A 22,840-nucleotide genomic window follows, 5' to 3' on the forward strand; every position below is an offset into this window, starting at 1 on the left:
TTTAGTAATTCTAAATAAAAAATAATATGCAATCAAAGCAAAAAATATGCAAATTTGATTCCATATCAAGTAAAAAAATACTAAAATTATACAATATTTCTACAAATAATTATCAATAACTATGATTCAAAATGCTATTATTACTCAATACAAAAGACCAAAAGGTAAACCCAATGGACATACACAACGAACAACAAACTACAAACAAAAATTATAGACCCAACGTGGCAGCCATATTGCTTTCTGCGAATTATCCGAGCGTCTGTGAATTTTTTATTGCAGAAAGACTAGATTTAAAAAATGTTTGGCAATTTCCACAAGGCGGTATCGATCCTGGGGAAACACCAAAAGAAACGTTGTATCGCGAATTAGAGGAAGAAATAGGCACAAATGAAATAGAAATTATTGCGGAATATCCCGAATGGCTAAAATATGATTTTCCTTCAACTATCGCTAAAAAAATGTATCCTTTTGACGGACAAATACAAAGATATTTTTTGGTGAAACTCAAAAAAGATTCACTAATCAACATACAAACGGAAAAGCCAGAATTTGCACGTTATGAATTTGTGGATTTTGATACACTCATGCAACGTATTATTAGCTTCAAAAAGCATGTCTATATAAAGGCTCTACAATACTTTAAGAAAGAAGGGTATATTTAATGCTAATTGTCCAAAAATATGGTGGCACAAGCATGGGTAGCACACAAAGAATCCAAAATGTAGCCAATAGAATATCTCATTCTCTCTATGCTCACTCTTCCACAGCTACGCATACATCCAACACAAATGCACAAAATGGCAATAAGTTAGTCGTTGTAGTCTCGGCAATGAGCGGAGTAACGGATGAAATTTTACAACACGCCTATGCTTTCACGCCTACACCTAATGAACGCGACTTGGATATGTCGCTAAGTAGTGGCGAGCAAATGAGTGCTGCATTACTAAGCATTGCCTTAAACGCTAAGGGATTAAAATCTATTGCACTCAATGGCAGACAAGCTGGAATCTTTACTGATTCCAATCATACAAAAGCACGTATACAATATATTGACACATCAAACATTAAAGCTCTACTTAGTGAAGGATACATTGTTGTCGTAACTGGATTCCAAGGCTTAAGCGATAGAGGAGAAATCACTACACTAGGACGAGGCGGAAGTGATTTATCCGCCGTTGCTTTAGCAGGTGCTTTAAAAGCGGATAGCTGTGAAATTTATAGTGATGTCGATGGCGTCTATACTACTGACCCACGTATAGAATCCAAAGCAAAAAAAATAGAACGAATAAGCTATGACGAGATGTTGGAGCTAGCAAGCATGGGTGCTAAAGTCTTACTAACACGTTCTGTCGAACTTGCCAAGAAATGGAATGTGCCCATTTATGCAAAGAGTAGCTTTAGCGAGGATTCTGGAACTTTAATCACCACAGAGGAGAACATTATGGAAAAGCCTATTGTAAGTGGCATAGCCTTAGATAAAAATCAAGCAAGAGTGAGTTTGATTGGCGTACAAGATAAACCAGGTATTGCTGCTGAACTTTTTAGCAAACTTTCAAAAGCAAATATTAATGTGGATATGATAGTACAAACAATTGGCAGGGATTTTAAAACAAATCTTGATTTTACCGTCCCAAAGAATGAATTAGAAAAAGCAAAAATTACACTCAATGAATTTGATTCTAACGCAGATTTAATTGATTATGATAATGAGGTAGCGATTGTTTCTATTGTAGGAGTCGGAATGAAAAGCCATAGCGGTGTCGCTGCAAAAGCCTTTCAAGCAATGGCAAAAGACAATATCAATATTCGCATGATAAGCACAAGCGAAATCAAAATATCAATGTTAATCGATTTGAAATACGCCGAACTAGGCGTTAGGGTGCTACACGCAGCCTATAAGCTCGATCAATAAAGGCAAAACGTGGGACATATCGATGAATGGATGCTATATGCTTTACGTAATAATGCAACGGCACTGAACTGCCCATTACAATGGCTTGAAATTGAAAGGCTTAGCTGGACTCCGTTAGTTATGCGCGCCGTTTCTTTCATTGTAAACGGGGGTACTTTTCTTTTATGCGTAGATTCTCAACGTGAATGGCTACAACGTTATATCCTTAATGCAATAAATAGCACAGAAATACAAAGACCATTTATTCCCATATACGCCCTTGATTCTTCATTAATCAATCTCTTGCATTGCAACGACAATCAAGCTGTGCGCGATATGTTGGATATGTCATATCCACGTTACGCATTTTGGTATATTGGCAAATGCGACAATGTAGTAGCGCAATTTGCCTTAGATATACGAGACTCTTTTTTGTGGATATTTGACGAACCACTAGAACACTCATTTATTCTAAACTCCACAGACAAACATTTGGATTTTAAGCTTTTACAGGCATTTAGAATCTTTGAACATGCCCTTTTTGCTGGAATATGTGGTGAATTTGTAATTGATTCCGAATAAAGTCAATTAAGGCAAAACTTTATAGAGATAACAAAACACATGCAAGATTCCCAAAATATCAACGTAGATTCTACAATTTACCTACATAGCTCACATATTATTCTTACGCATGATTTTGAATCTGAAAAAAATATTCTACGCAACAATATAGAAGCAGAATTTTTAAGAATTTTTGAAGCGCAAGAAATCAAGACAGAAGACGCCCACAATATCATTAAAGAGGCTTACATTACAAGTAGTCAAACAAAAATCCTTGCTGTTTTTGGTTTTTCTTATAATCGTTTCGCGCAAAATGCTCTATTAAAAATCTTAGAAGAGCCTCCAAATCATACCCTTTTTATTTTGTATGCCAACACAAAAAACAAGCTTCTACCTACAATCTTTTCGCGTCTAATTGTTTTGGACAAACGTAAAAAGATTGCTAAAGAATCTTTTCCACTTAACATTACAAAACTTACAGTGCCACTCATTTATGAATACATAAAAGATATAGAAAAGAAAAACTATACAAGTGAGCAAGGCAGAGAAATTGTCTCTGCTATCCTGCACGCAATAGCAATGAGTGATAAAACACTCAATCAATATGAACTCAAACGTTTTGATAATGCAATAGAATCTCTGCATAATAAGCAGGCTGTACATCTTGTTTTATTGCCGCTTTTACTCTCGCTAATACCAAATCTCTAGGATGAACATGCAAATTGAACGTATAAAAAATCTTAATGCCGAAATGCAAAGAATACAGCCCGATAGTGTCGGATATAGCATTATGAAAGATAAAACGCAAATATTAGGCTTTAAAATCTATTCTTTGAGAACTGAAGCCATGCAGATTCTTAAACAAAATGCTCTAAGTCTGGGAGCAGAGTTAGTAACGCCTAGAAATGCCATTTTAGGAAAAGAAAAAAGCTATGATTGCCTGTTACTTGGCACACCAAAATGCCTGAAATTACTTCGCGCGAAAATAGCCAAACAACCATTTGGTTTAAAAACATTAAGTCAAAGCTTGCAGCAATTTCTACAACCACAACACACGTGCAATATGTCAAACTTTTTTCAAACGAAACTAATGAGTATCATTAATGTAGATTCAGAGAGTTTTTATCAACAATATAATGTCGATGAAGCAATAGTAAAAATTCATGAGCATATTGCACTAGGAGCAGACATTATTGATATTGGAGCTGTTAGCACAAGACCTAATGCGAAAATAATCCCTGCAAACATAGAACTGAAACGGTTAGAGCGAATCTTCAAAGAAATCCGTAACCTTACAACACATATACCTTTTAGCATTGACACCTATCACAGCGAAGTCGCGCAAATGGCACTAGACTCTGGATTTAGTATCATTAACGATGTAAGTGGGAAACCTGAAAACATGTTAGAGATTCTGCAAAAAAATCCTCAAGCAACCTATGTTCTTACACATACTAAAGGAACACCCCAAACCATGCAACATTTATGCTCCTATCAGAATCTCATTATAGAAATTGACGCATTTTTTCAAGAAAAACTCAATATGTTGCATGACGCTTATTGTGATAGAGTAATCCTTGATGTCGGGATTGGATTTGCAAAAGATCATCTACAAAATATCGCTCTTATTTCAAAGCTCGCACATTTTAAACATTTTTCTAAGCCACTTTTAATCGGTGCTAGTCATAAAAGTTTCCTGCGAAAAATTACTTCCAATGAGAATAAAAAACAGCTAGAATCTACGCTCCTAACACATTTCTTAGCATTGCAAAATGGTGCAAATATTCTACGCGTTCATGACTTGGCAGCGCATAAAGAAATGCTACACATCTTCCATGCCTTTCAGGTGAATGATACTGATACGCTATAAAAATTACTAATTATCCTAGATAAAGATGGTTCATAAAGTAACTCTTAAAGAAAAATGAAACACCATAATGTTTCAAAATAATTTAACTTAACAAGATAAAATAGATTCCATTTTAACTTTAAAGGAACTATATGTTACATATAAATACTATTGGTAGATTTATGATGATTGGAGTATTCTCCTCTTTGCTTCTCTTAAATGCAAAAGACACGCAAATTCAACTTAAAGAATATGACGCAGAAAAAATAGCCGATGTCTTCTACGCCCTTAATGGCAACCCTAATGACCCTCATAAAAAAATCAACCATGCAAAAGGTTTTTGTACGCGTGGCGAATTTATCCCTGCAAAAAATATTACAAAGAAATTTGATATTCCTCTCCTTGCAGAGAAAAATATCCCAACACAAATTCGTTATTCTTTAGGCGGTGGCAATCCTCAAGCTAGCGATAAATCAAAACCAAGAGGTATAGCTTTAAAAATAGAAGGGAAAAATGATAGCTGGGAAATTGTTGCCCTAAATACTGAAATTAATTTTGCTAAGAATCCTAACGAATTTGGTACATTTTTCGCAATGCAAATACCAAAAAACGGAAAAGTAGATAAGGCGAATATTGCAAAGCTTACAGAAGAAGTAGATTCCTATCGTAACTTTGCAAAATATATGGAAAAAATTGGCATTACAGGAAGTGTAGCTAACACTATGTATCATAGTATTCATACATTTTTCATGAAAGATTCTCGAAGCAAAAAATTCGTTCCCGCTCGCTTTAAATTAGTTCCAGTAGCTGGGGTATCTTATTTAAATCAAGAAGAGTTACGTACAAAAGACGATAATTTCCTAGAAGCTGATTTTAAAAACAAAATCGCTCAAAAACCTATCGAATATAAATTGGTGTTTGTTTTGGCAAACCCTGAAGACAGCATTTATGACACAACAGCGTTATGGAGCGGCAAACATAAAGAAATAGAAGTGGGCACGCTCAAGGTATCAAAATATGACGGAACAGATTGTAATCGCGATGTGTTTATGCCAAACGTTTTGCCTAACGGCATAGGGCAACCACAGGATCCATTATTCGATGTACGTAATGAAACTTATTCAATCACTTTTGGTAGAAGACAATAAGTAATCTAAAATAAGTAATCAATGTATTCTGCATATTCTGTATGAAGTCAAGCACAACAACAATACCATTTATTCCGTGAGCTGTCGTTGATTTATGACGGCTTATCATGCTTAAACACTTTCTATTGTCGCTCTTGAACAGAAAGTGTTTCCATTTGCTTATATAAAATCTCAAACTCTAAATACCACTTCCACGTAGCAACAATATCTGGTCGCATAAGCTTAACACCACTTACTTCATATTGCAAAACCTGATAAAGTTTTTGCATCCACGTTGTGTTTTGCCGCAAAAAAACAAGGATATACTTTTCATTAACTTTATGGGTATCGCATAATCGTTCTCGTACCTGCAGACAATTATGATACTCTTGTGCTGTATTGTGAATCTTTTGTATTAATTCTTGATTGGAAAGAATGTTCTGCAATCTTGATTGATACCTTTTAGCAATGCCGAACTTCATAATATAATCTCTAGTAGTCTGACTTGATTCACTATCGCATAATAAATCCTTACGCGCTCTCGAATCTACAATGCGCACTCTACCTATTTCAAGAAAATCCTGCACACCTTTGCCGCAAACATAAATAATAGGAATATCTAATTCTTGAAAAGTATGCCAATAAGGAAATCCATAGTATAAAAAAGATTCTTTTGAAAAAGATATATCAAAAGCGGAAGCGTCTTGTGGGGGCGGAACTTGTAAAATTTCACATATTTTTTGAAATACACAATGAGAACTTTGACTTGTCATTATCTCCTGCATATCAATATAATAAACTTCTTGCGTAGCATTACGGACTTGCTCTACGCTACTTGTATAACAAAAATGACTGCGAGTTTTTGTCCAGCTGGAGTGTAATTTTAAGAGGAAAAGAAAACAATCAGTAACACAACGTTCTTTTATCCTCTCTATTTCTAAAGCACTATAAGGCAGCACATCGGTTGTGCCCCCCCCCCCGTATCTTAGATAAGGAAGAAAAAAGGCATTCGCGTGGCTTTTTATTACAGAAATTGGATCGCGCACAAGACAAAAGACTGGAACTTTCTTATGTAATTTAGAAAGAATTTTTATTCGCAATGAATCTTGGTAGGATTTATCAAGAGTGATTCCAAACACTTTGCCTTGCTGTTGTTTGCTCACTTCTCGATAATATCTTGCAAAATCGATTCTATGATACACACTTAAATCCATAGGGGCAAGATTACAGATTCTACACATCTCAAGCCATGCGGCATAACCTACTCCATGCGAACCAAGATTAATATAAGAATAATTTTGCGGCAATTTATAGAATTGTGTCCAAAAAGGCTTAACCCAAAGATTCTCGCGCCATTGCGGATTGCTTAATGAATAATACCAATGCTTATTTCTATTAATCAGAATATTAAGCAGCCCCAATATTCCCTCATTTTTGTAGGCGGCAATCAAACCTTTTTTCTCGAGTTTATAAACAATTGCCTGCAACAAACCCTGTTCCCTGACTATACGTAATGTCTGTGATGATTTTCTTGACATAGCTATCCTTAAACAATAAAATAATGAATGGTAACAAAATATTTGCAAGCCCTTAGCATATAAAGATTGCCTCTTATTTTTCATTATAACCCCCTTTGTTTCTTCGCATATTTCATAGTATAATTGAAGCTCACATTCAACAAATCATTAGGGAATATAATGCAAAAAATAAACATGCAAGTTGGGATCTCTATTGTCGTACCTTGTTATAATGAAGAAGTTTCTTTACCTCAATTTTTACAAAAGATTACTCAAACAATGGATTCTATGCAACCATTACTAAGTGTGCATTTCAACAAAGAATCAACGGAGCAAAAACAACTTTATGAACTTATTTTTATTAACGACGGTAGCAAGGATAAAACATTAGAAATATTACAAACAATGCAAAAACAATATAATCAGCATAGAATCAAAATATTTTCTTTTTCGAGGAACTTCGGTAAAGAGGCTGGTATTCTTGCTGGCTTAGAGCAAGCGACAGGTGAAGGAGTAATTCTTCTTGATGCCGATTTACAGGACCCTCCGAGTCTTATTCCGCAAATGATACAAATTTGGCTTAATTCCCAACGGACTATTAAGATTATTTACGCCAAGCGAAGCAATAGACGTGGGGAGAACAAAATTCGGGCAGTATTTAGTGAGTTTTTCTACAAAATTTCTAACTATGTTTCAGAGGTTAAAATAGAATCTGGTGTTCGCGACTTTCGCCTAATGGATAAAGAAGTCGTAGAAGCTCTTTTGCGATTAAAAGAGTATCATAGATTCTCAAAAGCCATGTTTGCGTGGGTTGGATTCCAAAGCAAATGTCTTGAATACGACTATATACCGCATTTTAAAGAAAGCTCGAGCTGGAGTTTTTGGAATCTCTTTAAGTATGCAATTGAAGGAATTGTTAGCTTTAGCACCATGCCGTTGCGTATTGCCTTTATTGTGGGGTTCATTATGAGTATAGTCTCTGGTGGATATGGAATCTACCGCTTTATTTGGACGATTCTCTATGGTAATTTAGTCCCCGGTTACCCTAGCCTTATTTGCATTATTACTTTCATTGGTGGCATGCAGCTGATACTTTTGGGTATCATTGGTGAATATATCGCAAGAATTTATGAGCAAGTCAAATACCGCCCGCATTATATTTTTGAGCAATTAAAACAAACAAAAAGCAAAGATTCTTAATCCAATAATACCAAATATATCCCAGACTCTCCTATGCAAATAGGCAATTCTTTTATAGAACTCAAGTGATTCTGTGTTGCTTGAATAAATAATCTTTATCTCTTCAATTTCACTTTGTTCATTTAACTTTGGAATATTGTAATCATAACTCTCTTGAATACCAAATAAACGCGTAATAGATATGCTCATTATCTCTCAATCATTCATCTAGGGATTTCATTCGAATATTTGAAGAATATCATTAGAATCTGCCAATATTTTGTATTCGAAAATTATAGTTTGTAGTTAAACTTGTGTTTAGCAATCATTCTAATAATAAGCTCGCTTTAGCTACATTACCTACTATACAAGGTAGAGCTTCCCATCTTTTTCGCTACTTTGATTGCATAAGGCAAGCATTGAATCGCTTGATAGTTATATATTACTTTGGAAAGAATAAGAGAAAATAAGAAGCAAATATATACTTCAATCAACAACCAAAATCCTATGTCTGCCAAACTGTAAACTATGAAAATAAAATTTCACACGTTAATATTTTGTAATTACTTACTATTGTCATCCATATTTGAATTTTTAAATAGCGACTTTAGTGCCTCTATATCCAATTTCTTTTCTTCAGGCTTTACATTATTTAATGATTTAGAATCTATTCCACTGGACGAAAAAACGGATTCTATTATGTTACGTTTCGCTTCTTGGTTTTCTAAAACTTGCTCTGATAAATTTTCTCTATCTGGAATTTCAATCAACTCGATTTCATAACCAGTAAGCATACTTGCCAATCTTATATTAAGACCCGATCGACCAATGGCTTTGGATTTTTGCGAACGTAGAACATGTACAACCGCCATAGGTTTGTCTCCCTTTTGTAATTTTTCTTTATTGACAGAAGAATCAGCATGGATCTTGACAGAAACAACCTGTGCAGGCGCAAGCGATTTTGCAATAAATACTTCAGGAATATTTGAATATTCAATGCAATCAATATTTTCACCATGCAATTCTTTGCTTACCGCATTAATGCGCACGCCCTTTGTCCCAACCGCAGAACCTATCGGGTCAATTTTAGGATTATTGGTATAAAGGGCTACTTTTGCTTTCTCTCCTGGTATTCTTGCAATTTTATGAATATGTACTTCACCGTCTTTTATCTCTGGCACTTCCATTTTCAGTAATTCTTCCAAAAATTTAGGCGTGGTTCTTGAAAGTTCAATTCTCATGCCATTTCGATTAATTCCAATATATTTCAAAATAGCACGAATAGTTTGACCATGCTGGAATTGTTCTCCCTTAATGCGATTTTTAAGTGGCAAGATAGCACGATTCTCGCCAATTTCAACAGATGTATTCCCAACATTATCTACCGAAATCACATTCCCCAATACAATACAATGCAAATCTTTTTCGATCCGTTTCAATACCTCCTCTTCGCTGATTCTTTGAACAAGATGGGATATTTCATGAAAGATTTGATTTACCGCATTTCTATTCATAGATTCGAGATTGATTTGGTATTCAAGCTCATCATTGATTTCTACACTATCTACAAGTTCTTTTGCTTGGCTAAGCGGAATATGAGTGGATTCTAAAGATTCATCAAAATCCTCATCGCTGCAAACAATCATTTTCTGCACAAGCTGCAAATCCCTATTTACATTATCTTGATTGACAGCAAAATTCGCTAAATCATCAATCTCTCTTTTTGCCATATTAATCATAGATTCTTTGATAGCTTCTATAACTCTTTCTTTGGGCAAATCATTTTCTGAAGCTATTGCCTCAACTATATCTAAGATTTTTTCCATATAATTAATACCTTGTAGAGTGTTGCAAATATATAAGTATAACAGAAATTTATGCTGTTTAAGAGATTAGAAATTTAAATGCCTTTGCTAAAATAGTATTTTTTCGTTATTATTAAATGCTAAGATTCCATAAAGTTCTTAATTAAAATCTTAATTAAAAGGTTGCCTAATCTAATGAGTATCGCAATTCGCAATAAAAAAGCTTATTATGATTACTTTATCCTTGAGCAACTTGAAGCGGGCATTGTGCTGCAAGGGAGCGAAGTAAAATCACTACGAAATGGTAGAGTAAATCTTAGAGAAAGTTTTGTGCGAATCGTCAATGGAGAAGCTTTTGTGTTTGGTATGCACATAAGCTTCTCGAAGAACACAAATCCTTACTTTAAACCAGATGAAAAAAGAATAAGAAAATTATTGCTCCACAGAAAACAAATTGATAAACTTTCGGGGCAAGTTAGTCAGAAAGGTTTGAGTATCGTGCCCTTGCAGATATACTTTAATAAGAAGGGCAAGGCGAAGATTATCATAGCACTTACAAAAGGAAAAAAAGAATATGATAAACGCGAGATTATAAAACGTAAAGAATTGGAAAAAGAAGCAAGAGCAAACATGAAGGCTTATCGGTAATTGAGGAATTATGTAATGGAAAAAATGACAAATTACGCAACTTACATAGATTATGTGATTTTTGGATTCCTTATATTCTTGAGTTTATTAGTCATTGCGATTGGAATAGAAAGATTATGGTTCTATTCTATTATTCGCTTAAATGATTATCAAGACAAAAGGGAACTCGAGCTAGATTTACACAAACGATTAACTCTTGTTGCAACAATTGGCTCAAATGCGCCATATATTGGATTGTTAGGGACAGTCATTGGAATCATGCTTACTTTTAGCGCGATTGGAGAAAACAATATCCTCGATACGAAAACGATTATGTCCGGACTCGCAATGGCGTTACGTGCTACCGCTTTAGGATTAATAGTAGCAATTCCAAGTATAGTATTTTATAATCTCTTGGTACGCAAAACTGAAGTTATTTTAACAAATTGGGATATTTTTATGAGTCCATCTGAAAAAACAACCTATAATCCAAGACTTGATTATAATGAAGATACAACAATTAATCAGCTAATAAAAGATAAAAAGAATCCCGCCTATACCTATGTAAAAGAAAAAGATTTTGCTTCAAAAATCCATAAAGCACCGAGAATACAAAGGACAGAACCAAAAGCTGGAATGGAATCTTTATAGTTTATAACAAACATGCAAGGTAAGCAAAATAAATGGTCTAAACTAAGGAAAAAACGATCAAACTCTATGGAAGGATGGAAATGAAAAAAATCGACTCTCTTAATCTTGTGCCGTTTATTGATATTATGTTGGTCTTATTGGTTATTGTGCTAGTCAGCGCATCCTTTACAACAAGTTCTCAACTTCCCATACAGATTCCAAAAGTCGATGACAATCCATCTGTTAGTGCAGAATCTAAGCAAGTCCATATCGCTCTCGATAAAGCAGGAAATATCTACATTGATTCTCAAGTTGTGGATAAAGCAAGCCTCTTTAGCTATCTACGTAACTTTGACATCGAAACAAATATTATTCTTAAAGCGGACAAAGACGCTAGCGTCCAACAATTCATAGACGTTATGTCGACATTACAATTTCTAGGATTAACCAAAGTATTTACCGAAGTAGAATCAAACTACTAATACAACCCAACATAAAAGGAAAATTATGCAAAACAATAAAACAAAAGATTCTACAAAAAATAAACTACAAGACTATAAAGCTAGTAACCTTTCCTCTAATAAAACAAAACTTCACCATAATCATACCAACACTCCTAAACCCAACAAAAACAAAACCTCTCCGCATAAGGAAGATAACACAGCGTCTTCTAAACAACAGAACAAATTTCCGCTAGACACTCATCAAGAAAAACATGATTTGGGTATGCAATCCAACACAATTTCCACACAACAAGATAAAAAGAAAGACACATTTTTTGCAAAAGAGTGTATACAAAAATTCGAATTCACTAGCTCTGTGGCAAGTGTTTTTGACGACATGCTTGAACGTTCAATTCCATTTTATTATGAAGTAATTCAATTATCAATTTATTTCATCAAGCAACATTTAGGATATTTTCCTACGCGAGATTCACATGCAGAATCTAAACACGCGCAAACTACGGTTGATTTGACAATGCTTCCAAAACTTATCACAATCTATGATTTGGGAAGTTCAACAGGAAACTTTCTCTTGCAACTTGACGAAGCTTTGAAAGCCATTAAATGGCGTAAATTACGTCTGTATGGCATTGATAATTCGCAGGCTATGATTGCCCATTCTAAATTAAAAGCGCAAGCTTTAAATTCTCGTGCTCAATTTTTTTGCTATGACTTACTGCAATACCACTTTCAATCATGTAACGTCATTGTCGCCCATTACACATTGCAATTTATTCGACCACCACAACGATTACGACTTATAAAAAAAATTTATGAATCATTAGAGAATGGAGGAATATTTATTTTTGCTGAAAAAGTTATTTCGGAAGACAAAGAGCTTGAATCTCAAATGCTTTCTTGCTACTATAATTACAAAGCACAAAAAGGTTACAGTCAAAAAGAAATTTACAAAAAACGAGAAGCATTAGAAAATATTCTTGTCCCATACAGCACACAAGAAAACATTGCTATGCTAAAGCAAGCCGGATTCAATCGTATTGAAATTATGTTTAAATGGGTAAATTTTGCCTTATTCCTAGCAAAAAAAGATTAATTATTGCCTTATCTGCTGCAAGATTCTCTATTCTCTACAATAGCAATAACTTCCCGTAAATCTTTATTGGCTATGCAATGTGTTGCGGATTTTTGCAAAATCTCTTTTGCACAAAAAGCAATTTTTGTTTCTGCATGTGCAAACATCGATAAATCATTTGCGCCATCTCCAACAACTACACATTCTTTAGAATCCACTTCCAAAATACGTTGCAAATTCAATAACATAACGCCTTTAGAATCTCCAAACATCATAGCTCCACCAACCTGTCCAGTAAGCTTATCGTCCACAATATGCAAAATATTGCTAAAAGTTGTATGAAGCCCTAAAATATCTTTAAAATGCTCAGTAACAAGAGAAAATCCACCGCTGAAACACACAACAGTATGCCCCTTTCTTCGTAATTCTTGTACGCATGCGACAGCCCCATTCATAAGGTGAAAATCATGATGAATACTATGGTAAATTGTCTCTAAAGGCATACCTCGCAATAAAGAAACACGTTGAGTAAGGCTTTGAAAAAAGTCTATTTTACCCTGCATAGCCTCATGCGTAATAGAAGAAACTTCTGATTCTTTATTATATCGCCTTGCAAATATATCAATACTTTCCCCATCAAGAAGTGTTGAATCAAAATCAAAGACCACCAACATAGATTTCCTTTTTTCAAAATAGTTTTATCGCAATTATACTTAAGAAACGAAAGAGCATTCTTATTCTTATGATAGAATAGCCATTTATTGAAAAGATTCAATTACCAAAGGAACAATATGCTCGAACGAATTAATGAAATTATCAAAAATATCGAAAACATTCAAGACGAAATCACTATTTCTTTGAGAATGGCAAAACTTACATTAGAGGAATATGTAATGATAAAAAGAGGGAGTGCCGACATGCCAGAAAATCTCAACATGAGCCTCTTTACTATACTTGACGAACATGTTACTGCCTTAAAAAAGGAAATTGATACCTTGAATAAATTAAAACGCGAATGGTTCGTATATTAATCACGCAACAAAAACCCATTGCTTGATACTCAATAGTTTTTCTTTTATCTCAATATCACTGCTGCAATAATTCTTCAGGATTCATTTCGTCATAATGTTTACAATACACTACAAACATCTCTTTCTCTAATTTTTCATACCAATCGGTACCTGCTTCAGGCATAAATGCAGGCATACAAACCACGCGTGCTATATTCTTCTGACTACAAAAAGGATTAGTATCATATATTTTTCTTGTATTCACAAAAACAATAGGTTGCACCCGAAGTCGTAACTTTTCAGCAAGAATCTTGGCACCGGGTTTAAAGGGTAAAAACGTTCTGTTTCCAGGTCCTCTTGTACCTTCAGGAAAAATGACAATAGGACGATTTTGCGCTATTCTCTCTTTCGCTTCGCGCAATAATTGGATGATGCCTTTTTTATCCTCCCTATCAATAAGTATCATTTCAGGAATCTTCACGGAATATCCATAAAATGGAATTTCACCTAACTGCTTCTTTGCTACCCAACAAATATTAAGAGGATGATCGCCCTCAAGACAGATAATATCTGAAGCACTTTGGTGATTTACTACAATGAGCTTTGCCTCTAAATCATATTCTCCTATCTTTTCCATTGTAAATCGATTAAAAGTAAAAAAAAGCTTAGAATATTTTCTTGCGCCTCTTCCATTATTTTTGCGAAAAATCGCCATAAAACAAATAATAGCTGCAAGCCCGATCATAATTGAAAGCGTTGCAACATATCCTCTAAGTTTATTAATATTCATCAATATATGCCTTTAAAATTATCTTACTTGAGTTTTACTAATCCAACCGACTTTTTTAGAATTAATATGAACCTTATAAAAACCGTTTTTCTTATCAATAGCCTGCAATTTGACTGGATTAACAATAGTGAGCAATTCAGTAGAATGTGTTGTTGGTAAAATAAGAACTTTAGTATTAGGAAAAGTCTTAATAGTGTAAGTATTAGAAAAGAATCTATAAATCAATAAACCAAGCAAGACAAGAGCAATAGCTGCAAAAAAGTACGATCTTTGCACGAGTGTTAAGCAAGAAAACATAATAAGTAAAAAGATGATACTAAGATTAATAAAGCCCAGAAATGAATTTTTAGGATTTAAGTCTTCTTTTACATGTTCATCTGCGGCTATGACATTAATATTGTTGGGAATACTAATGTCTTTAAATTCTTTATTGTCAATGTTGAAATAACTGAAATTTATTGATTGCAATGATTTAGGTATCAAAGCAAGCACATTAGCCCTTGCTAAATCGCTACCAAATTTCGTACCTTGTCCAAATTCTTGCTCTTTGACATTGCGTAAAGAAAAATCTTCCAAATTACTATTTTTGCCTTCTAGCTCAATGAGAATCATATTATTTTTATTGTCATACTCTTCAAGAGTATAGTCGATTACTTTAAGGCTACTTGCTATAACGTTGCTAAAAAGAGGATTGCTTGAAAGACTTTGCGCCTGAAATAAAATAGGGAGCGTTTGCATGGAGTCTTGGATATTGTTATTTTGAACATGCACCACTAAAGCCGGAATTGTAACTTTGGTTTTTAGAATCTTAAATGTATAACTGATATTCCAGTATTCACCTTCTTTTTCCCAACCCGTATCTTTTATAAGGGCTACACTCGGATTATTTGCTGGCTCTTGTTGATTCGTGGTATTTAGCTGCTCTAGTGGGGGATTAAACTCCGTATAAACAATTCTCGCGTCATCAAATAACATGACTCGATAAGAAACATTAATATATTGCCCAACATAAAATGTCCCGTTTGTAAAAGAATCAACATCGCTAAGAATCTCAAGCCTTAGAATCTTTGATGGTATATTTGGAGTTAAATCTTGCTGAATCGCTCTTCCATTGTTTTGTTGCTCTTCTTCAATATCCATATTATTAATGACCGCTGATAAGTCCTCTTGTGCATAAGTTACAGACACAAAACATATAGCAAAACATAACAACATGACTAGCTTAAAAAACCGCAAAACAGAGTTTGCGTAGGAATTATGCATCAGCATTCCTTTGATAATTAGTATGTATAGTTAGAGAATAAAACATGAATTATAAGCTTGCTTAGAAAATTGGCAAATTATAGCATATTGTTAAAATCAATACACTACTATAAATCAAAAATTCACTAGAGGTTTTACTATGCCAAATCTCCATAAAATACACAAAATAAAGCTCATTTATTATTTTCTATTTATTCTCTGTTTGACAATATTCAACGGTTGTACAACATTAAACGTTAACCCACAAAATATTGTGAGCTATAACAATGGGATAGCAATTATCCAAAGCAACCACACAACAAGCAAAATGCAATTTGAGATTGCTCAACAGCAAATTGGAGGAATAGATAACGAACCGCTACTGATATATATCACCGGGCAGAATCTTACTAATGAACAGCTCACATTTGACACTAATAATATCACGGTGCAAAATAATAACACGTCTCTTCATGTCTTGAGATTCCAAGAATTACCTAAATATAATCTTAACCTTAGTGATGCACTCTATGCCTATGGTAAAGACATTGAAATAGACAATATACAAATAACTGATCCTTTCTTTTCTTCTGTGTCATATTTCTCTCCTTTTCCGTTATATTTTTCTAGGGGCTTTGGATATAGATTCTATGATTATTCTTTCGCAAGAGTAAATATACAAGCGGCACAAAATGCCCAATTACAAAGAAAGGCAAAGCAGATTCTTATTGCTAACTATTTGCGTAAAAATACCCTTACACAAAGCGATACAAAAGGCGGTTTTATCGCTATCCCCTACGACAGAATGCAATCTGGTGTTTTATTAATAAAGGTTCGTTTAGGATCGGACATACACACTCTGCAAATCAACCTGAATAATGCCAAAACTGCACATAATAAAAACAGGCGATAAATCACACTGACTAAGCCATCTTTTGATTATGCGATGAATAAAAAATAATTTTGATAAAAATCGTAAAAAATATCACCTCAAATGCCGCAGCAATAACAAGAGAATAGTACTCCGAATCCCCAATTGCACCAAAACCCAATCCTATTTTTGCTATTGCAACTAAAAATGTTAGCGGAATACAACCACTTAACGCAAAAAGTGTAGTATTTTTTATACTTTTAAAATAAGAACCAAAAGCCAAATAGGCAGCGATCAAACGAAGTAATAACATGGCAAAAGCAATGGAAATTCCATAAAGAACAATACGATAATCATGCAAAATTGCATTGAGATTCAACGTAGAACCAACATGAATAAAAAAGAGGGGTACAAAAAAACCAAAACCTATATCGTTGAGCTTATGCACCATATCATGTTTATAAGCAAAAAAAGTAGCTACAACCATACCCGCTAAAAATGCGCCCAAAACATCTTCTATGTCCATAAAGGTCGTGATTCCAATTAATACAAAAAAAAGCATGAAACTAAATCTAATGTCTTGATTATAGTTATCGTTAGTTGGCATGAACCACAATTTAATAGTAGGTTTCCACCAAAAAATGATTTTTCCAATACGAAAAAGTAAAATAAAAACTACAACGAAGATTCCAAGTAAAACAAATGACTTATAGAATCCCCAAGAGGAATGAGCATGCTCTTGCGAATAGCCATTCTGCACCATAATAAGAGCAGCAATACTGATTAATTCACCAACAATACCAATTTTTAATGTTACATTAAGCCATTCGTGATTCTTGCCGTAATCTTTCAAGAGAGTTACAATCATGCCTAAACTCATAACAGGAAAGATGGCAATATAAATCCATTTCAACTGAAAAACAAATACAATGATTCCAGCAGAAGCATAGAGAATGATAAAATACAACGCAGCTTTCTTGTAAAAAACCTTACCCAATTTACTAAAACCACGTAAATCAACTTCCATACCAGCTAACAACATTAAATAAAGGAAACTCACATGCGAAACAGTATTGAGAACCATTGAATCTTTAAATAACCCAAAGTAACAAGCTAATGCGCCAAGTATAATTTCGATAACAGCTACAGGCACGCGAGTAAAACGGCTAACATAAGGTGCAACAACAATCAATAACGCAAGAACACTAAATGAAACAAGCTCTGAACTGTACATAATTTTTCCTAGTGAATCATAAATCATTCATTGTAGCAGAAAATAATCCGACTTCACTGTGCATAAAATTGCTCATTCCTACAAGAATCATCTATCTTTAAACAAAAGATTCTATTATTTAGAATCCATAAATGTAAAGTAATCTTGATTGATTGTTGCTTCGCACATTCATCAACAAAACGATAGTGCATCATATAAAAAACTGCACACACAGCCCTTCTTCATTATTACGTTTGCTAAAGAATTGAACTTTCGTGCTGTGAATCTTGGCAATTTGCTGCACAATAAATAATCCAAGTCCTAGCGAGTGTTTATTGCATACCGCATTCTTGCCTTGATAAAACTTTTGAGTAATCATTGGTATTTCTTCATCATCCATTCCATAACCGTCATCAAGCACTTCTATATACTCTTCCGTAATAGAGACTGTTACTTTATAATTTGCGTACTTTAAAGCGTTGAATATAAGGTTACTAAGCATTTGTTCTAACAAGATTCTATCTGCAATGATTTCTCTATGTATGCCTCGCAATATGATTTGCTTCTCTTGATAATCAATTTGCAAAACATGTGTTCTTACATCAGCAATAACCTCTTTACAAAACACAAAAACATCAAATCTCTGCATAGTAACTATTATTGAATTATGAGTGAACCTATCAGTCAGGTTTAGTTTATCCAAAAGAGTAGTGATTTTTTTAGTATAAAACAACACTCTGTGTAACAAATCCTGCTGCATGCTAGGTGCGATTTTTGTATCTAGCTTTTGTAAAGTCTCCACGCTAGCCCGAATAATAGCTAGAGGATTTTTTATTTCATGCGATATGGTAGAGAGTAATTGAATCTTTTTGATATCTTCATCGTCAGAACGTTGCTGATTGTCAGAATTGCGTATTAAAAAAGTAGAAGGGTGTTTTTTTTTTTTTTGATATTGCGGTAAACAAAAATTTTTTAAATCGAAAAACACATGACGGAAAAGCTATTTTCCCAAATCGATTAGTAACATTAAAATTGAACAATCTCCCGATAGGAAAGATAACAGCGCAAATAAATCCCAAGCAATTTAACGCAATAGCTAGTTCCATATATTCATACATAAAAAGAATAATACTTCCAATGAAAAAACAAATACAAAGGACTAACATAATTTATATCCTTCTCCTCGAATAGACCTAATCTTAATATCACTGGTTTCTCTTTCTATTTTTTTACGCAATCTTTTGATAGCTACATTAACGCTATTTTCATGATAGTCTTTCTCATCTCCCCATGCAGCATTAAGCAGAAAGCTTCTAGTCAGAATCTGCCCTCCATTTTGCATAAAACAAGACATAATGCGCGTCTCAAGCGGACTTAGAATAATTTCTAAGTTGTCAACGCAAAGTTCTTTAGTGGAAGTGTTGAGTGTGATTTCTTTATATTTAATAACTTTTTGAAAAATATTTTTATTGTAACGACGTAACACCGCAAGAATACGAGCTATAACCTCCTCAAAATCAAAAGGTTTAACAATATAATCATCGGCATAATATAGCGCAGAAACTTTATCGGTAGACAACGTAAGAGCACTAAGAAAAATAAGTGGTATATCATAACCAGAATCCTTGAGGCTTTTTGCAAAATGTAAACCATCTTCAGTAATGAGATTCTTATCTAAAAGAATGAGTGCTACACGTTCTTTTTGAATAAAACGCCAAGCCGTAGCGGTATTCAAGCAACCAATAACTTCAAAGCCCCTTTTACTCAATGCAGCACTAAGATTAAGCTCCAATAAATCCAGTAAATTCTCTTCATCATCTATACATAAAATCACTTCACCCATTATATGTAACCCCCTGTTTTCATAAAATTTATTTATTATATTATAACCAAGTATTAAAGCATAAAGTTATAAAACTACAATAAATTTTGAATATCAAAAAGTTTAATAAGAATTTTAAGAGAAATATATAGATTCTGAAAATAAGCTATGAAACTTTAAGTATAATTCTTCAAATTTCTTTCTAAGGTTTCAAAGTGAAAAAAATCTTTATCGCTATTTTGGGTGTAGGTACGGTTGGAAAAGCCGTCATAGAAACATTGCAAAACAATCAAGATATTATTACCGCGAGAGCTGGCGCGCAAATTATTCCAAAAATTGCCATAGCACGTAACATAGACAATAAAAATCTCTCCATTCCCTTAAGCACAGATATAAATGAAGCACTCCAAGACAAAGATATAGAAATTATCGTAGAGCTTATGGGAGGCATTGAATTACCCTACTCTATTGCGCTCCAAGCACTGCAACACAATAAAGCCTTTGTAACTGCGAATAAAGCTATGTTAGCTTATCATCGACATGATTTAGAATTAAAAAGCAATGGCATTCCTATTGGATTCGAAGCAAGCGTATGCGGTGGTATTCCTATTATTAGAATCTTACGCGATGGACTATGTGCCAATCACATTCTAAGTATTCGCGGTATCATGAATGGCACAAGTAACTATATTCTTACCCAAATGAGCGAAAAAGCGACAAATTTCGAATCTGCTCTAAAACAAGCTCAAGAATTAGGTTATGCAGAGGCAAATCCTTCTCTTGACATTAATGGCAGTGATAGCGCGCATAAACTTTTGATTCTAGCCTCGCTTGCTTACGGTATTAATACAAAAATAGACGACATTATTGTAGAGGGCATTGAAGGATTAACGTTAGAAGACATTAATTTTGCAAAAGAAAGCGAATATGAAATTAAATTGCTTGGAATAGCCAAAAAAATACAGAATCAATTAGAGCTAAGAGTGCATTTATGTATGATACCAAAAAGCTGTATGCTTGCAAAAGTAAGCGGCGTGATGAATGCAATTAGCGTGATTGGCGATAAAGTCGGCGAAATGCTCTATTACGGAGCTGGGGCTGGAGGAAATGAAACGGCTAGCTCGGTAGTAAGTGATATTATTGAAATTGCGCGAAACAAAGTTTTATCTGACAGCAATATCCCCACGCAATCCACTTCGCCTAATAAACCAATGCTAGGCTATGCTATGTGCGAACACCACAATACGAACCAAAGTATTAAGCTTATACGGAGAGAAGAGATTTCTTGTTGTTATTATATACGGCTGAAAGTCTGCGATAAGCTAGGCGTTTTATCAAATATTGCGCATGTTTTTGCTACACATAACATCTCAATTCAATCTCTTATCCAAAAAAATCCAAAAAACTTAGATTCGCAATATGCCTATCTTTTACTCGCAACCCATATTTGTACAGAATCACAAATACAGCAAGCATTAAACGAACTCGCAACGTTGCAAGACATTATAGAATCACCCTTTATGATTCGCATCGATAACCTATAATCAACTCTGTATTAATCTATGAAAATCTGCAATCCTATGATTCGGGTACTCAATTATTGAGAGCCACAAAATTCACAAAATGTCATTTATTTTTCCTAAAAATTTAGCGAATCTTATATAAATGTTACTATTAGTAATTTTCCTTGATTTGATATTATTCATTTCCATCAATCTCACAAATATTTACAAAATCCTTTCATGATATAAGTATTTTATTGACACATTAAGGACATATCAATGCAAAGACCAGTTTGGAGCTCTCAAATTGCTTACATTCTCACTGTTGCTGGAGCAACTATCGGATTTGGCGCAACATGGCGCTTCCCCTATCTCGTTGGACAAAATGGTGGGGGTGCGTATGTAATTGTTTTTTGTATTGCAATGATTGTTGTTGGAATACCTATGATTCTCGTTGAAAATGCTATTGGTAGAAGAATGCATAAAAACTCTTATGATTGCTTTAGTGGCATTGCTAACGGCAAACCTATTTCACCTCTTTGGAAAATCGTAGGAATAACAGGTTTAATTGGTGCGTTCGGAATCATGTCGTATTATATGGTTATTGGTGGCTGGGTCTTAAATTACATCTACCATACCACCTTTGGGAATCTTTCTCTATCCCATGAACTAAGTGCAAACGTTACAAAAGAATTTTATAGCAACAATGTAGTTAATGCTCCTCTAGCAATTAGTATCGCTACGTTTATTTTCGTAGTGGCAAATTATATCGTGCTAACAAGAGGCGTTATTAACGGTATCGAAAGAGTCGCGAAAATTCTTATGCCTTTATTATTTTTAATTATGATTGGCATGGTAATACGTAATGTTACACTTTCTGGCGCGATGGAAGGAATTACTTATTACCTCACCCCTGATTTTACTAAAATTACTCCACAACTCTTTGTTGCAGTGTTAGGGCAGGTTTTCTTTGCTTTATCTTTAGGATTTGGGGTTATGATTACCCTTTCTTCGCACTTACATAAAGAAGAACAACTGATTAAAACTTCTGTTATCACAGGCATTGTAAACACGTTGATTGCAGTCGTGGCTGGATTTATGATTTTCCCTTCATTATTTACTTTTGGCGTAAGTCCCAATGCTGGACCTAGTTTAGTCTTTGAAAGTTTGCCTATCGTTTTCTCTAAAATGCACGGAGGGACATTCTTTATGGTTGCCTTTTTCTGTCTACTTATGCTTGCTGCTTTTACAACTTCGTTGCCTAATTTTCAAGTTTTAATTGTGGTATTGGAAGAAAAATTTGGTATGAAGAAAAATTTAGCGGTTTTCATTGTGCTTGGCGTTACATTTCTACTTGGTAATATCCCATCAATCCTAGGCGATAATGTCTGGAGCGATATCCACATATTAGGGAAAAGTATTTTTGACGCTTTTGATGATATTAGTGCTACTATATTTTTTATTTTTACTTCACTAGGTTGTGCATTATTCGTAGGTTGGATACTTAAAGACGAAGCAAAAAAAGAAATTCTTAATGGAAGTGAAAAATATGCTAAGATAATTGATATATGGTTTTACTATGTAAAATATATTATTCCTTTTATCATTCTAGTTATCTTTATAAGTAGTTTTTATGAAAAATTTATCAAATAATTTGTAAACACA

23 protein-coding genes and 1 pseudogene are annotated in these 22,840 nt (G+C 34.1%); 15 read left to right on the plus strand and 9 right to left on the minus strand.

Features of this window, described 5'->3' with window-relative positions; all coding sequences use genetic code 11:
- The first annotated feature begins 173 nt into the window (after positions 1-173).
- From CQA66_RS01735 to CQA66_RS01760, 6 genes are all read left to right on the plus strand, one after another.
- Positions 174-665 carry an RNA pyrophosphohydrolase gene (locus CQA66_RS01735; RefSeq protein ID WP_104763021.1) on the plus strand — a complete coding sequence of 164 codons (492 nt, stop codon included), beginning with the start codon at positions 174-176 and terminating at the stop codon, positions 663-665.
- Complete coding sequence (locus CQA66_RS01740) at positions 665-1,915, plus strand: aspartate kinase (protein WP_104763022.1); 1,251 nt, start codon at positions 665-667, stop codon at positions 1,913-1,915. The genes CQA66_RS01735 and CQA66_RS01740 overlap by 1 nt, the downstream gene beginning before the upstream one ends.
- A 9-nt stretch (positions 1,916-1,924) precedes the next feature.
- Positions 1,925-2,476, plus strand: a complete 552-nt coding sequence (locus CQA66_RS01745; protein WP_104763023.1) for a HobA family DNA replication regulator — start codon at positions 1,925-1,927, stop codon at positions 2,474-2,476.
- 39 nt (positions 2,477-2,515) lie between these two features.
- The gene (locus CQA66_RS01750) at positions 2,516-3,163 is read left to right on the plus strand and encodes a DNA polymerase III subunit delta' (protein WP_104763024.1); all 648 of its coding nucleotides are present in this window, start codon (positions 2,516-2,518) and stop codon (positions 3,161-3,163) included.
- A 7-nt stretch (positions 3,164-3,170) separates the two neighbouring features.
- The gene (gene folP, locus CQA66_RS01755; protein WP_104763025.1) at positions 3,171-4,325 is read left to right on the plus strand and encodes a dihydropteroate synthase; all 1,155 of its coding nucleotides are present in this window, start codon (positions 3,171-3,173) and stop codon (positions 4,323-4,325) included.
- 164 nt (positions 4,326-4,489) lie between these two features.
- The gene (locus tag CQA66_RS01760; RefSeq protein ID WP_411698680.1) at positions 4,490-5,452 is read left to right on the plus strand and encodes a catalase; all 963 of its coding nucleotides are present in this window, start codon (positions 4,490-4,492) and stop codon (positions 5,450-5,452) included.
- Positions 5,453-5,574: 122 nt separating this feature from the next.
- Here the strand turns inward: CQA66_RS01760 and CQA66_RS01765 are convergent, their stop codons facing one another.
- Complete coding sequence (locus CQA66_RS01765) at positions 5,575-6,969, minus strand: DUF2972 domain-containing protein (RefSeq protein ID WP_181882212.1); 1,395 nt, start codon at positions 6,967-6,969, stop codon at positions 5,575-5,577.
- A gap of 159 nt (positions 6,970-7,128) precedes the next feature.
- Between CQA66_RS01765 and CQA66_RS01770 the strand changes: the two genes are divergently transcribed.
- A complete protein-coding gene (locus tag CQA66_RS01770) occupies positions 7,129-8,148 on the plus strand; it encodes a glycosyltransferase family 2 protein (protein WP_233707733.1) in 1,020 nt (339 codons plus the stop codon).
- On the opposite strand, the gene CQA66_RS01775 is transcribed toward CQA66_RS01770, so the two are convergent.
- Both CQA66_RS01775 and nusA read right to left on the minus strand, forming a co-directional pair.
- Positions 8,119-8,337, minus strand: a complete 219-nt coding sequence (locus tag CQA66_RS01775; protein WP_104763029.1) for a hypothetical protein — start codon at positions 8,335-8,337, stop codon at positions 8,119-8,121. The two genes, CQA66_RS01770 and CQA66_RS01775, sit on opposite strands and share 30 nt — an antisense overlap.
- A 353-nt stretch (positions 8,338-8,690) precedes the next feature.
- A complete protein-coding gene (nusA, locus tag CQA66_RS01780) occupies positions 8,691-9,953 on the minus strand; it encodes a transcription termination factor NusA (RefSeq protein ID WP_104763030.1) in 1,263 nt (420 codons plus the stop codon).
- Between the two features lie 174 nt (positions 9,954-10,127).
- On the opposite strand from nusA, the gene smpB reads away from it, so the two are divergent.
- From smpB to cmoA, 4 genes and pseudogenes are all read left to right on the plus strand, one after another.
- Positions 10,128-10,580, plus strand: coding sequence for an SsrA-binding protein SmpB (gene smpB, locus CQA66_RS01785; RefSeq protein WP_104763031.1), 453 nt, complete (start codon positions 10,128-10,130; stop codon positions 10,578-10,580).
- A gap of 24 nt (positions 10,581-10,604) precedes the next feature.
- Positions 10,605-11,045, plus strand: a pseudogene (gene exbB, locus CQA66_RS01790) (TonB-system energizer ExbB); the annotation flags it as partial.
- 245 nt (positions 11,046-11,290) lie between these two features.
- Positions 11,291-11,671: an ExbD/TolR family protein gene (locus CQA66_RS01795; RefSeq protein WP_104763033.1), complete on the plus strand. Its 381-nt coding sequence runs from the start codon at positions 11,291-11,293 to the stop codon at positions 11,669-11,671.
- Positions 11,672-11,696: 25 nt separating this feature from the next.
- The gene (gene cmoA / locus CQA66_RS01800; protein ID WP_324843338.1) at positions 11,697-12,746 is read left to right on the plus strand and encodes a carboxy-S-adenosyl-L-methionine synthase CmoA; all 1,050 of its coding nucleotides are present in this window, start codon (positions 11,697-11,699) and stop codon (positions 12,744-12,746) included.
- An 8-nt stretch (positions 12,747-12,754) separates the two neighbouring features.
- On the opposite strand, the gene serB is transcribed toward cmoA, so the two are convergent.
- Positions 12,755-13,399: a phosphoserine phosphatase SerB gene (gene serB / locus CQA66_RS01805; protein WP_104763034.1), complete on the minus strand. Its 645-nt coding sequence runs from the start codon at positions 13,397-13,399 to the stop codon at positions 12,755-12,757.
- 117 nt (positions 13,400-13,516) lie between these two features.
- Here serB and CQA66_RS01810 point away from each other — a divergent pair, with 117 nt between their 5' ends.
- A complete protein-coding gene (locus CQA66_RS01810) occupies positions 13,517-13,756 on the plus strand; it encodes a DUF2443 family protein (protein ID WP_104763035.1) in 240 nt (79 codons plus the stop codon).
- 55 nt (positions 13,757-13,811) lie between these two features.
- Here the strand turns inward: CQA66_RS01810 and CQA66_RS01815 are convergent, their stop codons facing one another.
- Positions 13,812-14,525, minus strand: coding sequence for a lysophospholipid acyltransferase family protein (locus CQA66_RS01815; protein WP_104763036.1), 714 nt, complete (start codon positions 14,523-14,525; stop codon positions 13,812-13,814).
- Between the two features lie 18 nt (positions 14,526-14,543).
- Positions 14,544-15,788 (minus strand): hypothetical protein, encoded by a 1,245-nt coding sequence (locus tag CQA66_RS01820; protein ID WP_104763037.1) that lies wholly within the window; start codon positions 15,786-15,788, stop codon positions 14,544-14,546.
- Between the two features lie 139 nt (positions 15,789-15,927).
- Between CQA66_RS01820 and CQA66_RS01825 the strand changes: the two genes are divergently transcribed.
- Complete coding sequence (locus CQA66_RS01825; RefSeq protein ID WP_104763038.1) at positions 15,928-16,680, plus strand: hypothetical protein; 753 nt, start codon at positions 15,928-15,930, stop codon at positions 16,678-16,680.
- A gap of 10 nt (positions 16,681-16,690) precedes the next feature.
- Here the strand turns inward: CQA66_RS01825 and CQA66_RS01830 are convergent, their stop codons facing one another.
- The 3 genes from CQA66_RS01830 to CQA66_RS01840 all read right to left on the minus strand — a co-directional run bounded on the left by CQA66_RS01830 (position 16,691) and on the right by CQA66_RS01840 (position 19,694).
- Positions 16,691-17,872, minus strand: a complete 1,182-nt coding sequence (locus CQA66_RS01830; RefSeq protein WP_104763039.1) for a cation:proton antiporter — start codon at positions 17,870-17,872, stop codon at positions 16,691-16,693.
- Between the two features lie 190 nt (positions 17,873-18,062).
- Positions 18,063-18,839 (minus strand): sensor histidine kinase, encoded by a 777-nt coding sequence (locus CQA66_RS01835; protein ID WP_104763040.1) that lies wholly within the window; start codon positions 18,837-18,839, stop codon positions 18,063-18,065.
- Positions 18,840-19,010: 171 nt separating this feature from the next.
- Complete coding sequence (locus tag CQA66_RS01840; RefSeq protein WP_104763041.1) at positions 19,011-19,694, minus strand: response regulator transcription factor; 684 nt, start codon at positions 19,692-19,694, stop codon at positions 19,011-19,013.
- 194 nt (positions 19,695-19,888) lie between these two features.
- Here CQA66_RS01840 and CQA66_RS01845 point away from each other — a divergent pair, with 194 nt between their 5' ends.
- Together CQA66_RS01845 and CQA66_RS01850 are read left to right on the plus strand one after the other, a co-directional pair.
- Positions 19,889-21,217, plus strand: coding sequence for a homoserine dehydrogenase (locus CQA66_RS01845; RefSeq protein ID WP_104763042.1), 1,329 nt, complete (start codon positions 19,889-19,891; stop codon positions 21,215-21,217).
- A gap of 237 nt (positions 21,218-21,454) precedes the next feature.
- Entirely contained in the window at positions 21,455-22,828 is a 1,374-nt protein-coding gene (locus tag CQA66_RS01850; RefSeq protein ID WP_104763043.1) for a sodium-dependent transporter, read from the plus strand.
- Positions 22,829-22,840 lie beyond the last annotated feature (12 nt).

Origin of the sequence: Helicobacter aurati (genome assembly GCF_003364265.1) — a bacterium.
GTDB classification, from domain to species: Bacteria; Campylobacterota; Campylobacteria; order Campylobacterales; family Helicobacteraceae; genus Helicobacter_A; species Helicobacter_A aurati.